The following is a 14,474-nucleotide window of genomic DNA, read 5'->3' on the forward strand; positions in this document are numbered from 1 at the left end:
CATAAAATAAGAAACAATAATGATTATATTATAGTCAACTCTAGCTCTTATCTCTTTTCGTCTCTGCCTTAGGAGAAAGCATGTCTACTCACTCTTTCTATCAACAAATTAATCAACAACTCGAACAAACACGTCAAGATGGCTTATTTAAAAATGAGCGGATCATCACTTCTTCGCAAAGTGCCGATATTGCGGTTGCTGATGGTAGTCATGTTATTAACTTTTGTGCCAATAACTACTTAGGTTTAGCTAACCACCCACAACTTATTGCAGCGGCGAAAGCGGGAATGGATAGCCACGGTTTTGGTATGGCATCGGTACGTTTTATCTGCGGAACGCAAGATCTACATAAAACATTAGAAAAGAACATCGCTGAATTTTTGGGTATGGAAGATGCCATTTTGTACTCCTCTTGTTTTGATGCCAATGGTGGGTTATTTGAAACACTGATGGGATCTGAAGATGCAATTATTTCTGATGCGCTAAATCACGCATCGATTATTGATGGTGTTCGTTTATGTAAAGCCAAGCGTTATCGCTATGCCAATAACGATATGGCGGTGTTACGTGCCCAACTTGAACAGGCCAAAGCAGATAATGCCCGCCATATTATGATTGCCACCGATGGGGTGTTCTCTATGGATGGGGTGATTGCTGATCTAAAAAGTATCTGTGATTTGGCTGACGAATATGGCGCATTAGTGATGGTCGATGACTCGCATGCGGTGGGTTTTGTCGGCACACAAGGGCGCGGTACTCATGAGTATTGTGATGTATTAGATCGCGTCGATATCATCACAGGAACATTAGGTAAAGCTTTAGGTGGCGCATCGGGTGGTTATACCGCAGCTCGTAAAGAAGTGGTGGAGTGGTTACGTCAACGCTCTCGTCCTTATCTATTCTCAAATTCTTTAGCCCCTGCAATTGTGAGCGCCTCTATTGCAGTTTTAGATATGCTGAAATCAGGGGATGAACTGCGCGCTTGTTTATGGCGTAACGCAGCACTTTTTCGTGAAAAAATGACGGCAGCAGGTTTTACTTTGGCGGGGGCTGATCACGCGATTATTCCTGTGATGTTAGGAGATGCCAAACTAGCGCAACAATTTGCAGCACGTTTACTTGATGAAGGTATTTATGTCACTGGCTTTTTCTACCCAGTAGTACCACAAGGGCAAGCACGTATTCGTACACAAATGTCAGCGGCACACACCCCAGAACAAATTGAACGTGCTATTGCTGCATTTATTAAAATCGGTAAGCAACTTAATGTGATTGCATAAGGTTCTAATATGAAAGCATTGTCAAAATTAAAAGCACAACCCGGTATCTGGATGACCGATGTACCCGTACCTGAGCTTGGTCATAACGATGTGATGATCAAGATCCGTAAAACTGCCATTTGTGGTACAGATGTTCATATTTATAACTGGGATGAGTGGTCACAAAAAACCATACCGGTTCCCATGGTGGTCGGCCATGAATATATTGGTGAGATTGTTGCTATTGGCCAAGAGGTTAAAGGTTTTAATATTGGTGATCGCGTCTCGGGGGAAGGGCATATTACTTGCGGTCATTGTCGTAATTGCCGTGGTGGGCGTACACACTTATGCCGTAATACCATTGGTGTTGGCGTAAATCGTCCCGGTTGTTTTGCGGAATATCTGGTTATTCCCGCTTTTAATGCATTTAAAATTCCTGACAATATTCCAGATGAACTGGCGGCTATTTTTGATCCCTTTGGTAACGCAGTACACACGGCGTTATCTTTTGATTTAGTGGGGGAAGATGTACTGGTTTCAGGTGCGGGACCCATTGGTATTATGGCGGCTGCAATCTGTAAACATGTGGGGGCACGCCATGTGGTGATCACCGATGTTAATGAATACCGCCTTGATCTGGCTAAAAAAATGGGTGTCACCCGTGCAGTCAATGTTAGCAAGGAAAATCTAACAGATGTGATGAAAGAATTAGGTATGACCGAAGGCTTTGATGTTGGATTAGAAATGTCCGGTGCGCCACCGGCTTTTCGTACCATGCTTAGTACGATGAATCATGGTGGTCGTATTGCTTTACTGGGTATTCCTCCTTCAGATATGGCTATTGATTGGGGACAAGTCATTTTTAAAGGATTATTTATTAAAGGTATTTATGGTCGTGAGATGTTTGAAACATGGTATAAGATGGCGGCGCTGATCCAGTCGGGTCTTGATCTCTCACCGATTATTACTCATCAATTTCCTATCGATGAATTCCAAAAAGGCTTTGATATTATGCGTTCAGGTCAATCGGGCAAAGTAATTTTAGATTGGCAGTAGGAGTTATAAAGCGCCCTGAACGGTGAAAGGGCGCTACCTCTTTTAAATAAATACCTATATTAAGGGGAAAATAGGTTTGTATTATATTTGTCGATGAGGCTTTTCTATTATTCCTCTAACAAGATTATTTGAATTTGTAACAACTAGATATTTTATTTTTTTACTTTGAAATATTTTCTTTGCATGAAGAAAACTTTTAGGATCACCAAAAATAGCAATATTCTTTTTAATGTGCTTTTTGTTTTAAGTTAACTATTTCTGTATATGGGTAAGGTTGTTGACTTTCCGCCATGTTTTTCTATAATCCCTTTCAGAGCAGTTTTTTGGCCCCACTGGCAACTTGTGTTGTTATGCGCCCTTAAACAATCTACTTAGAGTCCCGAGGCGAGCTTTAGTTAGCAGACCTTGGGATTTGTCTTTTGGGGATATAATAAACAAAACAATTAGCCTAGTCCTCTCAAAAAATAGAAATTAATATCATCTTCTTTTTCTTCAAGTAACCTAATTTGATCTGAATATTTTCCACTAAATATTTTTATTTATTCGACTTTATCTTTGTTGCTTTCTAAATGCTGGGAAGGGAATTGCTTATCTTGTTCGAAGGTCATTAATTTTTTAGTAAGTACTTTCATAAGAGTACTTTTTTTCATTGAAATAATGGCTTGTTGTGCTGGCTTTAACCATGTTGCAGGTTTTGGCTCTTTAGATTGCTCTGTTGGCGGTATAACAGCGGGTGGCTCTTGCACCATTGGGCTGTCTGGTGAAGGGGTTAACAAACCACTGGGTGCGACTAGCTGAATATCGGCAGGTAGTAGTGGTAACTGCTGTTGTAATGCCCTTACGGTTGAAGGGTGGGGGTGACCAATGGCAATGGCAAAACCATTTTTACGCGCTAAATTAATAGCACGATTAAGCTGTTGTCGGGTTTCTGCTTCTGTTTGCACATTATCTAAAAATACATGCCGGCGTAAAGAAGGAACGCCAGCCGCTTTGGCTGCCGTGGCCGCTTGCGTATTGCCTATAGTGACACTATCAAGAAAATAGAGATCAGAATGATTAAGGGCTTTGATCACTCTATCCATCGCTTGCCTATCCGATGTCATCGCACTCCCCATATGATTATTCATACCCACAGCATAAGGCACACGATTAATTGCATTTTGAATAATACGATTAATTTCAGCCTGATCCATGGAAGGCTTTAAGGTATCTTTTTCTAATGGCTGTTTGCTAATGGGTGCCATTGGCATATGAATAAGAATTTCTCGTCCTTGGGCATGGGCTTTCGTCGCCATCTCTTTACCATGGGGTGAGTTGGGTAATATGGCAATAGAAACGGCTGTTGGCAGTTGTAAGATTTGGTTATCTTCTTTTTTTCGATAACCAAAATCATCAATAACAATAGCCAATTTTGCCGAAAAAGCAGGTGCACTGAATAGAAAACTTAGCAACATTAAACTAAGTGTTAGCGCGATATTTCGTTGTAATGTGCCAAGTAAATGCAAAGCTACCTCCCAAGCCAAGGAACTGGGTTGACTGCTTTTCCTTGGCGTCTAATTTCAAAATAGAGCGCTGAACGCTCTTGTCCACCACTGTTTCCTACCAAGGCGATAGGTTGTCCAGCTTTGACTTGCTGACCAACATTGACTAACGCACTTTGGTTATAGCCATAAAGGCTCATATCCCCTTTGCCGTGCTCGACGACGACCACTAAACCATATCCTTGTAGCCAGTCGGCTAACAGCACCCGACCATCCGCAATCGCTTTTACTTCGGTGCCTTGTGCTGCGGGGATCACAATTCCTTTCCAACGTAATTCACCCGAGCCGGAAATAGACTCACCAAAGCGGTGTAATAAACTGCCTCTAATAGGCCAAATAGCCTGACCTGCAGGTTTACCCAATCCGCCAGTACGGGACATTAAAGAGCGTTCTTCGGCGGTGGGTTTATAGGTCGAACCACGCTGTTGCGCTTCACGTTGCTTGGCGGCAATACGAGCAGCTTCCCGTGCTTCACGCTCAGCTCGCGCTTTGGCTTCACGCTCTGCTTGAGCAATTTTATTTCTTAAGCGTATTTCATTAGCACGCATGGTGGCTAAATTGCGTTGATCTTCTTTTAAGGTTGATTCTAGTTGCGTTAATGTTTTTTGACGTGCAGCTAGCGCATTATCTAGTTTTTGTTTCTCTTGTTGCTGTTTGGTGAGTACCTGCTTTTGCTCGTTCTGTTTCGCTTGTTGGGCGTCTTTTTCTGCCTGTAGCTCTTTGGAAGTTTGCGCCAATTGCTCCATTGACTGTTTACGCGCTTCATTTATATAACTGTAATAGGCTAAGATCCGCTCTTCTCGCTGACCTTCTTCACCGCGAAACAGTAACTCAATACCTTGATGTTTTCCTTGTCGGTAAGCCGCATCGAGTTGGCGTGCTAACAGTGCTTGTTGCTCGTTATATTGCTTTTGCAATCGGGCAATATTTGCGGTGATGGTTTTGATCTCTTTAGCTAAGGTTTGTAAGCGGTTTTGCGTCTCATGCACAGAGCGGCTGGCATTAGCGATTTGTGTCTCTTGTGATTTGAGTTGTCCAAGTAAAGCCGTGCGCTGTTTTTGTTGCTCTTGAACGCGCTTTTCTTTTTCAGCAATGGTGGTTTGTAGATCTTTTAACTGACTACGATTATCCGTTAATGTATTGGCAAAAGCGCTGGTTGCAGAAAACAGAGATGTGCTAATCAGTAGCGTGATTAACGGTAAAGAAAATACACGGTAAGTACGGTGTGTTGTGTTCTGAAGATCCTTTTTCTCTGCCATCTGACCAAAGTACCTTTAATAACAGTTTATAAGATTATTTCATGTCGCTAATCAACTGACCAGTTAACAGGAAATAAAGTCGTAATTTCAGATAATACCTAACAGTTAATCTAATGAACTCAGAGATGATAATAAAGCAATAATAGTCGGAAAGAGGAAAAAAGCAGCACAATGTGTAACAGCGCAATAGAATAGTTATCACGCTGTACACAGGATAAATTATTGTTCGACGATGGTACCCCACAGATCATATTCATCGGCATGCTCAATTAGCACACGTACAATCTGTCCTGGCTCGACATCAAACTGCTCATTAAGGTAAACAGCACCATCAATTTCCGGTGCATCCGCCATACTACGGCCAATAGCACCTTCTTCATCCACTTCATCAATGATAACCGGTAAAACTTTACCTATTTTCTCTTGCAGACGCTCGGTGGAAATTTGTTGCTGTAGTTGCATAAAACGATGGTAACGCTCTTCTTTTACCTCTTCAGGAACTTGATCAGGTAATTCATTCGCTTTCGCACCTTCAACGGGGCTATACTTAAAACAACCCACGCGATCTAAACGAGCTTCGGTTAAGAAATCCAATAGCATTTGGAAATCTTCTTCTGTTTCTCCCGGGAAACCGACAATAAAGGTTGAACGTAACGTTAATTCAGGACAAATTTCTCGCCAACGTTTTACACGCTCTAAAGTACGCTCAACAGAGCCTGGGCGCTTCATTAATTTCAGCACTTTCGGGCTAGCGTGTTGTAGCGGAATATCTAAATAAGGCAAAATTTTGCCTTCTGCCATTAATGGAATAACCTCATCCACATGTGGATAAGGGTAAACATAATGTAAACGTACCCAAATCCCTAATTTTGCCAGTTGTTCACATAAACTGACCATACTGGTTTTAACGGGCATACCATCCCAAAAACCGGTTTGATGTTTGGTATCAACTCCATAAGCGGAAGTATCTTGTGAGATAACCAGTAACTCTTTCACCCCAGCATTGACTAATCTTTTCGCTTCATTTAACACTTCACCAATTGGGCGACTGTCTAAATCACCTCGCATTGAAGGAATAATGCAAAAAGTACAACGGTGATTACAACCTTCAGAAATTTTTAGATAAGCGTAATGACGAGGGGTTAATTTAACGCCCTGCTCGGGAACCAAGCTGGTAAATGGGTTATGGGAAGGTTTGGGAACATAGTGATGAATATGTGATAACACTTGTTCATAACTATGAGGGCCGGTGATTTCCAGCACTTTTGGGTGAACTTCACGGATTTGATTTTCTTTGGCACCTAAACAACCAGTGACGATAACTTTACCGTTTTCATCGAGTGCTTCGCCAATGGCTTCAAGAGATTCTTGTACTGCGCTATCAATAAAGCCACAGGTATTGACGATGACTAAATCAGCATCATCATAGGTAGGAACAACTTGATAACCTTCTGTACGCAGTTCGGTGAGGATACGTTCAGAGTCCACCAAATTTTTAGGACAACCTAAAGAAACGAATCCAATTTTAGGCACTTGATTTGTTTGCGACATGCTCGTGTTCTCAATACTTTTAATAAATAACAAATAGTGGTTGTATCTCAGACAGGTGTGAAATTCTACGTACGAGTGACTATTTTTGTCACAGGCTTTGATGATGAATGCTGATTTCTTAATAGCTTACCTGAAGAGAGATCCGGTAAAGTGAAAAGAGAGACTCTTTTAAACGCTGTTTTACAGGATTTTTCGGCGCTAATGGTACATAAATCCGTCAATAAAAAAAATGATTGTTGAGAAACTTTCCGCAAAAACTGAAAGAGAAACGAAGGAATAGGCTGTAATTGCGCCATGACAAAGGTATACTTTGGCTCTTTAATACTATTTTTAACTAACGAGAGTGATTGCATCCTATGCTGCAAGAAGTAATGCAATTTTTTAGCCGGCACACCCTGTTAAGTTTTATCTGGATTGCGCTGCTGGTGGCGGTCATTGTATTGACCTTTAAAGGCCTTTTTTCTAAAACGAAAAATATTTCCCGTACAGAAGCGATTTCTTTGATAAACAAAGAGAATGCGGTTTGTGTTGATATCCGTAGCCGTGATGAGTTCCGTAAAGGACACATCATCGATTCTATCAATTTAACGCCTTCTGAGATCAAAAGTAACAATATTGCTGAGCTGGAGAAATATAAATCACAGCCGGTAATTGTGGTATCACCATCAGGTATTGAGGGTGCAAAACCTGCTGAAAGCCTTATCAAATTAGGTTTTGAAAAAGTCTTTATTTTAAAAGATGGTCTTTCAGGTTGGAGTGGTGAGAATTTACCACTGGCAAAAGGTAAAAAGTAACGAGCGGGCAGATTGAGTTCTATACTTACTGCTATTCAATTTAATAAGGATATAAAAAGGTAAGATTATTATGTCAGAACAGCAAAACCAAGAGATGACTTTTCAAATTCAACGTATCTACACAAAAGATATCTCTTTCGAAGCGCCAAATGCCCCACAAGTTTTCCAAAAAGAGTGGCAACCAGAAGTTAAATTAGATTTAGATACTTCTTCTAATACGCTAGCTGAAAATGTATATGAAGTTATCTTACGTGTCACTGTTACGGCAACAATGGAAGAAGAAACCGCTTTCCTGTGTGAAGTACAACAAGCAGGTATCTTTACTGTTGAAGGTATCGAAGGTACACAATTAGCACATTGCTTAGGTGCATACTGCCCGAACGTACTATTCCCTTATGCACGTGAATGTATCACCAACTTAGTGGGTCGTGGTACTTTCCCACAATTAAACTTAGCACCTGTTAACTTTGATGCGTTGTTTATGAACTATTTACAGCAACAACAGCAACAGGATGCAGCAAACTCAGGAGTTGAAGAAGCTTAATGAACGCTTCTATGACAGTTATCGGTGCCGGTTCATACGGCACCGCTTTAGCGATTACCTTAGCGCGTAATGGGCACGATGTTGTGCTGTGGGGGCATGATCCCAAGCACGTTGCGGCATTAGAACAAGCGCGCTGTAATCAAGCCTTTCTGCCCGATGTTTCCTTTCCTGATAGTTTATATATGGAAGCTTCTTTGCAAAAAGCGATTGAAGCGAGCCGTAATATTCTTGTGGTGATCCCAAGCCATGTGTTTGGTGAAGTACTGCAACAAATCAAACCCTTTTTACGTCAGGATGCACGTGTTGTTTGGGCGACAAAAGGTCTTGAAGCACATACTGGTCGCTTATTACAAGATGTTGCCCGTGAAGTATTAGGTAATGAAATCCCGCTCGCAGTATTATCTGGCCCTACTTTTGCTAAAGAGCTTGCCGCGGGTTTGCCCACCGCGATTGCAGTGGCCTCGACGGATAATCTCTTTTTAGAGCAGTTACAACAGCTATTTCATTGTGGTAAAAGTTTCCGAGTCTATAAAAACCCTGATTTTATCGGTGTGCAACTGGGTGGCGCTGTTAAAAACGTGATTGCTATTGGTGCGGGTATGTCTGATGGTATGGGATTTGGCGCTAATGCGCGTACCGCACTGATTACCCGAGGTCTAGCCGAAATGAGCCGTTTAGGTAAAGCCTTAGGTGCAGATGCGGCAACTTTTATGGGCATGGCTGGTTTGGGTGATTTGGTTTTAACCTGTACAGACAATCAATCACGTAATCGTCGCTTTGGTATGATGCTAGGTCAAGGTTTAGATGTTGATACAGCCCAAGAGAAAATTGGCCAGGTAGTCGAAGGTTATCGTAACACCAAAGAAGTTCGCGCATTAGCCGAACAAGTGGGTGTAGAAATGCCAATCACCGAACAGATTTACCAAATTTTATATCAACATAAAGATGTAAAAGAGGCTGCATTGGCTTTATTAGGGCGAGCAACCAAAGATGAGATAGACAGTAGCCTGTAGTCAGTTTATTTTAAATAATATTCTTAGGGTATCTGTTTTAACTATCCATTTGTTTGAAAATTCAAAGCCTAAGTATTTACTTAGGCTTTCGTGTAAAAAATGAGAGTGAGTATGTCGCTAGAAGAACTAACAAGAGTCTGGGATCATATTAAAAGCGAAGCGCGTGCATTGGCAGATTGTGAGCCAATGTTAGCCAGTTTCTTTCATGCGACACTTCTCAAACACGAAAATTTAGGTAGTGCATTAAGCTATATGCTGGCCAATAAGCTGGCAACTCAGACTATGCCAGCCATTGCAGTTCGCGAAATTGTTGAAGAGGCTTATAGTCACGATAGCTCAATGATTGAGTCGGCCGCTTGTGATCTCTCCGCGGTACGCCTACGTGATCCCGCGGTGGATAAATATTCTACCCCACTGCTCTATTTAAAAGGGTTTCATGCACTACAAGCCTACCGTATTGCCCATTGGCTATGGCAACAAAATCGCCAAGCGCTAGCTATTTATCTACAAAACCAAATATCAGTCACCTTTGGGGTGGATATCCACCCAGCGGCACGTATTGGACACGGTATTATGCTCGACCATGCGACAGGTATTGTGATTGGTGAAACGGCGGTGGTTGAAAATGATGTCTCTATTTTACAATCTGTGACCTTAGGGGGAACAGGTAAAACAGGAGGTGATCGTCACCCGAAAGTGCGTGAAGGGGTAATGATTGGCGCAGGAGCTAAAATCCTTGGTAATATCGAAATTGGTCGTGGTGCTAAAATTGGTGCTGGCTCGGTAGTATTACATGAAGTACCAGCTCATACTACGGTGGCCGGGGTGCCTGCCCGCATTGTCGGTCGTCCTGATAGTGAAAAACCGTCATTCGATATGGATCAACACTTTAATGGTGTTGTACCCGGCTTTGAGTGTGGTGATGGTATTTAACTATGCATGCTCAAGCTAAGGTTACCCTTGCTGAACTAAAAGATTGCTTACAGGCTGAATATATTGGTGATAAAAAACCCTTTAGTTGGTTAAGACTATTTCATCGAGTATTTTTCTGCCAGCGTTCCCGTTACCTATTTTGGTGGCGGGTAGCACAGTATTTTTATTTCTCTCCCCATCGCTTTTTACATAAATTAGGTATTCGGATCGGTGCTAGCAATAATCGTAAGTACTGTAATGATATCTCGTTAAAAACTCGTATTGGTAAAGGCCTTTCTTTACCACACCCGATTGGCATTGTACTGACTAATTACTGCCAACTGGGGGAATATGTCACTATTATGCAAGGGGTGACTATTGGCGTAAAAGAGAAAGGGGGAAAAGCCAATATCCAAGTAGGAGATCATGTTTATATTGGCTGTAATTCATCCATTATTGGTGGTGAGATTAATATTGGTGATAATGCGATTATTGGCGCCCATGCATTAGTATTAAAGGATGTGGGGGAAGGGTGTCGGTATATCACGAAAGTGATTGCCGATATCAGGCGGGTATAATGCTTGAACAAAGGTTTATAAAAAAGGTGCTGAATAAATATTAGCACCTTTTTTAGTTTATAAATAAAGATAAAATCAAGTAATAAGTATGAATTAAAATAACTTTAATTAACCAAACTAACCACTAAATCAATCTCTTAATAACGCACCCGGATAGCCTAATTGGCGCCATGCCTCAAAAACAACCACGGCAACCGTATTAGAAAGATTCATACTGCGGCTATCCGCTAACATTGGCACACGGATTTTTTGTTGTGTTGGCATATTATCCAACACATAAGGTGGTAAACCTCGTGTCTCAGGGCCAAATAGCAGATAATCCCCATCTTGATAACTTACATTACTATGGGCGGGAGTACCTTTAGTGGTTAATGCAAACAACCGCGCACCTGTCGGGGATTGTGCATTATCAGGGCTTAATCCTTCACTTTCTAAAAAAGCATAATAATCGTGATGCTGTTTGATATCAGCAAACTCACGATAATCAAGCCCTGCACGACGTAGCCGTTTATCATCCCAAGTAAAACCCAATGGTTGGATCAAATGAAGATGAAAGCCTGTGTTGGCACACAGGCGGATAATATTACCCGTATTCGGTGGAATTTCGGGTTCAAATAAGACGATATTGAGCATTATTTATTTTACTTGATAATAGTTTTTATACCAATCAACGAACTGTTTTACACCTTCATCAACGCTTGTTTGAGGTTTATAGCCAGTTGCTTTAAATAAATCCTCAGTATCTGCCCATGTGGTGTACACATCACCGGGTTGCATTGGTAACATATTTTTATCTGCTTTTTTACCTAAATGTATTTCTAATGCACTAATGTAATCCATTAAATTTACCGGAGATCCATTACCAATATTATAAACCTTATAGGGTGCAGAACTATCTGCTGGAGTACCTGTACTTACTTTCCAATCTTGCTGGGCTGTAGGGATCACATCAGCAATACGTGTAACACCTTCTACAATATCTTCAACATAAGTGAAATCACGTTTCATTTCACCATGGTTATAGATATCTATAGGCTGATTGTTAATAATGGCTTTAGTAAATTTAAATAATGCCATATCGGGGCGTCCCCAAGGGCCATAGACTGTGAAAAAACGTAATCCAGTAGTCGGAATACCATATAAATGAGAATAGCTATGCGCCATTAATTCATTAGCTTTTTTAGTGGCTGCATATAAAGAAACAGGATGATTAGCCTGATCATGAGGAGAAAATGGCAATTCATCATTTAAGCCATAGACTGAACTTGATGATGCATAAACAAGATGCTTAACGTTATTGTGTCGGCACCCTTCTAAAATAGTTAGAAAACCAGTTAAATTACTATCAGCGTAAGAAAACGGATTAATTAGTGAATATCTAACACCAGCTTGTGCAGCTAAATGAATAACCCTATCAAATTTCTCAATCTCAAATAATTGAGCAATTTTTTCTCTATCAGCTAAATCAATAAAAGAAAAAGAGAAATTATCTAGTTGATTTAAAAGATTAAGTCTAGCTTCTTTTAAAGCAACATCATAATAATCATTAAGGTTATCAATACCAACAACGGTTTCACCCTGCTGGATCAGTTTTTTTATTAGATGAAAACCAATAAATCCAGCAGCACCTGTGACTAAATATTTCATTACGTAATTAATCCGTTTCTATTAATTAATCGTTACCAAAGAGGTCTCGAGTATAAACTTTTTCTTCAACATCGTTTAGTGCTGAAGCCATTCTATTGGTAATAATGACATCAGACATGGCTTTAAACTCATCTAAATTATGAATTAATTTTGAGTTAAAGAAAGTCTCTTCTTTCATTTCTGGCTCATAAATCACTACTTCAATGCCTTTTGCTTTAATACGCTTCATAATGCCTTGAATTGAAGAGGAGCGGAAATTATCAGAGCCTGATTTCATAATTAAACGGTAAACACCAACAATCTTCGGTGATTTAGCGATAATAGAATCAGCAATAAAGTCTTTACGGGTGCGGTTAGCTTCCACAATGGCGCCAATAATATTATTAGGCACGGATTCGTAATTTGCTAACAGTTGTTTCGTATCTTTTGGTAAGCAGTAGCCACCATAACCAAATGATGGATTGTTATAGTGATTACCAATACGCGGATCTAAACAGACACCTTCAATAATTTGTCTTGCATTTAAATTGTAAGCTTGGGCGTAGCTATCGAGTTCATTAAAATAAGCAACACGCAGTGCGAGATAAGTATTAGCAAATAACTTAATGGCTTCTGCTTCTGTAGAATCAGTAAAAAGAACATCAATATCTTTTTTTAATGCCCCTTGTTGTAAAAGCTCAGCAAATTTCTCTGCTCTTGCAGATTGCTCACCAATCACAATACGAGATGGATAAAGGTTATCGTAAAGGGCACGACCTTCACGTAAGAACTCAGGAGAGAAGATAATATTATCGGTATGATATTTTTCTCTCATCTGTTTAGTAAAACCAACTGGAATGGTTGATTTTATAATCATAGTGGTGTTTGGATTATATTCTAAAACATCACGAATAACCGACTCCACAGAAGAGGTGTTGAAGTAGTTAGTTTTAGGATCATAATCGGTAGGAGTGGCAATGATAACAAATTCAGCATCTTTATAAGCGAATTCTTTATCTAAAGTTGCTGTAAAGTCGAGTTCTTTAGTAGCTAAAAACTCTTCAATTTCTTTATCAGAGATAGGAGAGATTTTTTTGTTTAATAGTTCGACTTTTTCTTTATTGATATCTAATGCAACAACTTTGTTGTGCTGGGAAAGGAGTATCCCGTTAGATAGACCGACATAGCCGGTTCCTGAGATGGTGATTTTCATTTTTTATCCTAAAGTTACATAATTTCTTTTAACGCATCTAAATATTTTTTTATGACTATTCTTTCATCAAATTCAGTTTCGATTTTTTGCCTACTATTTTGACCCATTTTTAGTTTTTTTTCATAGGGCAAGTTAATAAATCTATCCATGGCATCAACTAAGCTTGATACAGACTTAGGTTGACATATATATCCATTAAAACCATGAGTAACTGTTTCTCGACAACCAACATTATCAGTAGTGATTATGGGTTTTCCCATAGCTCCAGCTTCTAGTAATGTTTTTGGCACTCCTTCTCGGTAAAAAGAAGGTAGAACTATACAATCTGCTTGGGCTAATTCATTTTCTACGGTATCAGATGTACCTAAATAATTAATAATTCCCTCTGCTACCCAGTTATTCATTTGTTTATGTGTGATTGCTGAAGGATTATTTACACCAACAAATCCTAAAAGACAAAATTCAACTTTATCGCCATATCTTTCTTTTAAGATACGTGCAGCTTCAACATAAAAAGTAACCCCTTTTTCATAAAGCATTCTTGCCACTAATAGAAATCTAAATTTATGTTTATATTCTGACAATGACAATGTAAAGCGAGATAAATCAACACCTGAACCAGGCAATCTATCAACTTGTACTTTATCGACATATTTTTTTTCTAAAAATAATGAAAGGTCATCGTTATTTTGAAAAAATATTTTATCAGCATATTTTTGGCTATAGCGATATAAATTTCTTGCTAGTTTACAACTAATAGTATCATTTACAAATAATGTACCTAAACCTGCAATATTATTGATGACTTTTATTTTGTTTAATCTTGCTGCTAATGTTCCATAAATATTATTTTTAGGAGTGAAATTAAGTACAGCATTACATCTAAGTTGTTTAAATATTTTATAAAATGAAATCAATGTATAAAGGTCAATCAAAGGATTTTTACTGGCTGAATCAATTTTGATATTTATATGTTCTGCACCTAATTCTTTTAGTTTGTTAGAGTAACTATCAATAGGTGAAACAGTATAAACTTTAAATCCAGCTTCTATTAAAGATATTATAGTATTTTTTCTAAAGTTATATAAATACCAACTGGTGTTTGATGTAATGGCTATAATTTTCATG

Annotated in this window: 15 protein-coding genes; 7 read left to right on the plus strand and 8 right to left on the minus strand. The window is 39.5% G+C overall.

The features are described 5' to 3' along the window. Positions 1–80 precede the first annotated feature (80 nt). Both PMI_RS15710 and tdh read left to right on the plus strand, forming a co-directional pair. Positions 81–1,280, plus strand: coding sequence for a glycine C-acetyltransferase (locus PMI_RS15710; RefSeq protein WP_012368662.1), 1,200 nt, complete (start codon positions 81–83; stop codon positions 1,278–1,280). A gap of 9 nt (positions 1,281–1,289) precedes the next feature. Next, entirely contained in the window at positions 1,290–2,315 is a 1,026-nt protein-coding gene (gene tdh / locus PMI_RS15715; protein WP_004246460.1) for an L-threonine 3-dehydrogenase, read from the plus strand. Positions 2,316–2,854: 539 nt separating this feature from the next. Here the strand turns inward: tdh and PMI_RS15720 are convergent. The 4 genes from PMI_RS15720 to PMI_RS19135 all read right to left on the minus strand — a co-directional run bounded on the left by PMI_RS15720 (position 2,855) and on the right by PMI_RS19135 (position 7,019). Next, complete coding sequence (locus tag PMI_RS15720; RefSeq protein WP_004249736.1) at positions 2,855–3,820, minus strand: divergent polysaccharide deacetylase family protein; 966 nt, start codon at positions 3,818–3,820, stop codon at positions 2,855–2,857. A 2-nt stretch (positions 3,821–3,822) separates the two neighbouring features. Beyond that, positions 3,823–5,115, minus strand: coding sequence for a murein hydrolase activator EnvC (envC, locus tag PMI_RS15725; protein WP_012368663.1), 1,293 nt, complete (start codon positions 5,113–5,115; stop codon positions 3,823–3,825). 219 nt (positions 5,116–5,334) lie between these two features. Continuing rightward, complete coding sequence (rimO, locus tag PMI_RS15730) at positions 5,335–6,666, minus strand: 30S ribosomal protein S12 methylthiotransferase RimO (protein WP_004246457.1); 1,332 nt, start codon at positions 6,664–6,666, stop codon at positions 5,335–5,337. Positions 6,667–6,731: 65 nt separating this feature from the next. Continuing rightward, positions 6,732–7,019 carry a hypothetical protein gene (locus PMI_RS19135; protein ID WP_071531011.1) on the minus strand — a complete coding sequence of 96 codons (288 nt, stop codon included), beginning with the start codon at positions 7,017–7,019 and terminating at the stop codon, positions 6,732–6,734. Between the two features lie 3 nt (positions 7,020–7,022). Between PMI_RS19135 and PMI_RS15735 the strand changes: the two genes are divergently transcribed. From PMI_RS15735 to PMI_RS15755, 5 genes are all read left to right on the plus strand, one after another. Next, positions 7,023–7,460, plus strand: a complete 438-nt coding sequence (locus tag PMI_RS15735; RefSeq protein ID WP_004246455.1) for a rhodanese-like domain-containing protein — start codon at positions 7,023–7,025, stop codon at positions 7,458–7,460. Positions 7,461–7,530: 70 nt separating this feature from the next. Then, positions 7,531–8,004 (plus strand): protein-export chaperone SecB, encoded by a 474-nt coding sequence (gene secB / locus PMI_RS15740; RefSeq protein WP_004246454.1) that lies wholly within the window; start codon positions 7,531–7,533, stop codon positions 8,002–8,004. Beyond that, positions 8,004–9,017 carry an NAD(P)H-dependent glycerol-3-phosphate dehydrogenase gene (gene gpsA / locus PMI_RS15745; protein ID WP_004246453.1) on the plus strand — a complete coding sequence of 338 codons (1,014 nt, stop codon included), beginning with the start codon at positions 8,004–8,006 and terminating at the stop codon, positions 9,015–9,017. The genes secB and gpsA overlap by 1 nt, the downstream gene beginning before the upstream one ends. 111 nt (positions 9,018–9,128) lie before the next feature. Beyond that, entirely contained in the window at positions 9,129–9,950 is an 822-nt protein-coding gene (gene cysE, locus PMI_RS15750; RefSeq protein ID WP_004249733.1) for a serine O-acetyltransferase, read from the plus strand. A 2-nt stretch (positions 9,951–9,952) separates the two neighbouring features. Further along, positions 9,953–10,507 carry a serine acetyltransferase gene (locus tag PMI_RS15755; RefSeq protein WP_012368664.1) on the plus strand — a complete coding sequence of 185 codons (555 nt, stop codon included), beginning with the start codon at positions 9,953–9,955 and terminating at the stop codon, positions 10,505–10,507. Positions 10,508–10,636: 129 nt separating this feature from the next. Here the strand turns inward: PMI_RS15755 and trmL are convergent, their stop codons facing one another. Genes trmL through PMI_RS15775 form a run of 4 tightly spaced genes read right to left on the minus strand, consistent with a single transcriptional unit; the run spans position 10,637 to position 14,473 of the window. Continuing rightward, positions 10,637–11,140: a tRNA (uridine(34)/cytosine(34)/5-carboxymethylaminomethyluridine(34)-2'-O)-methyltransferase TrmL gene (gene trmL / locus PMI_RS15760; protein ID WP_004246449.1), complete on the minus strand. Its 504-nt coding sequence runs from the start codon at positions 11,138–11,140 to the stop codon at positions 10,637–10,639. A gap of 3 nt (positions 11,141–11,143) precedes the next feature. After that, positions 11,144–12,154, minus strand: coding sequence for an NAD-dependent epimerase (locus tag PMI_RS15765; RefSeq protein WP_012368665.1), 1,011 nt, complete (start codon positions 12,152–12,154; stop codon positions 11,144–11,146). Between the two features lie 25 nt (positions 12,155–12,179). Further along, positions 12,180–13,346, minus strand: a complete 1,167-nt coding sequence (locus PMI_RS15770) for a nucleotide sugar dehydrogenase (RefSeq protein WP_004249909.1) — start codon at positions 13,344–13,346, stop codon at positions 12,180–12,182. Between the two features lie 14 nt (positions 13,347–13,360). Next, entirely contained in the window at positions 13,361–14,473 is a 1,113-nt protein-coding gene (locus PMI_RS15775; RefSeq protein WP_012368666.1) for a glycosyltransferase family 4 protein, read from the minus strand. Between the last annotated feature and the right edge of the window lies 1 nt (position 14,474).

Origin of the sequence: Proteus mirabilis HI4320, assembly GCF_000069965.1 — a bacterium.
GTDB lineage: Bacteria > Pseudomonadota > Gammaproteobacteria > Enterobacterales > Enterobacteriaceae > Proteus > Proteus mirabilis.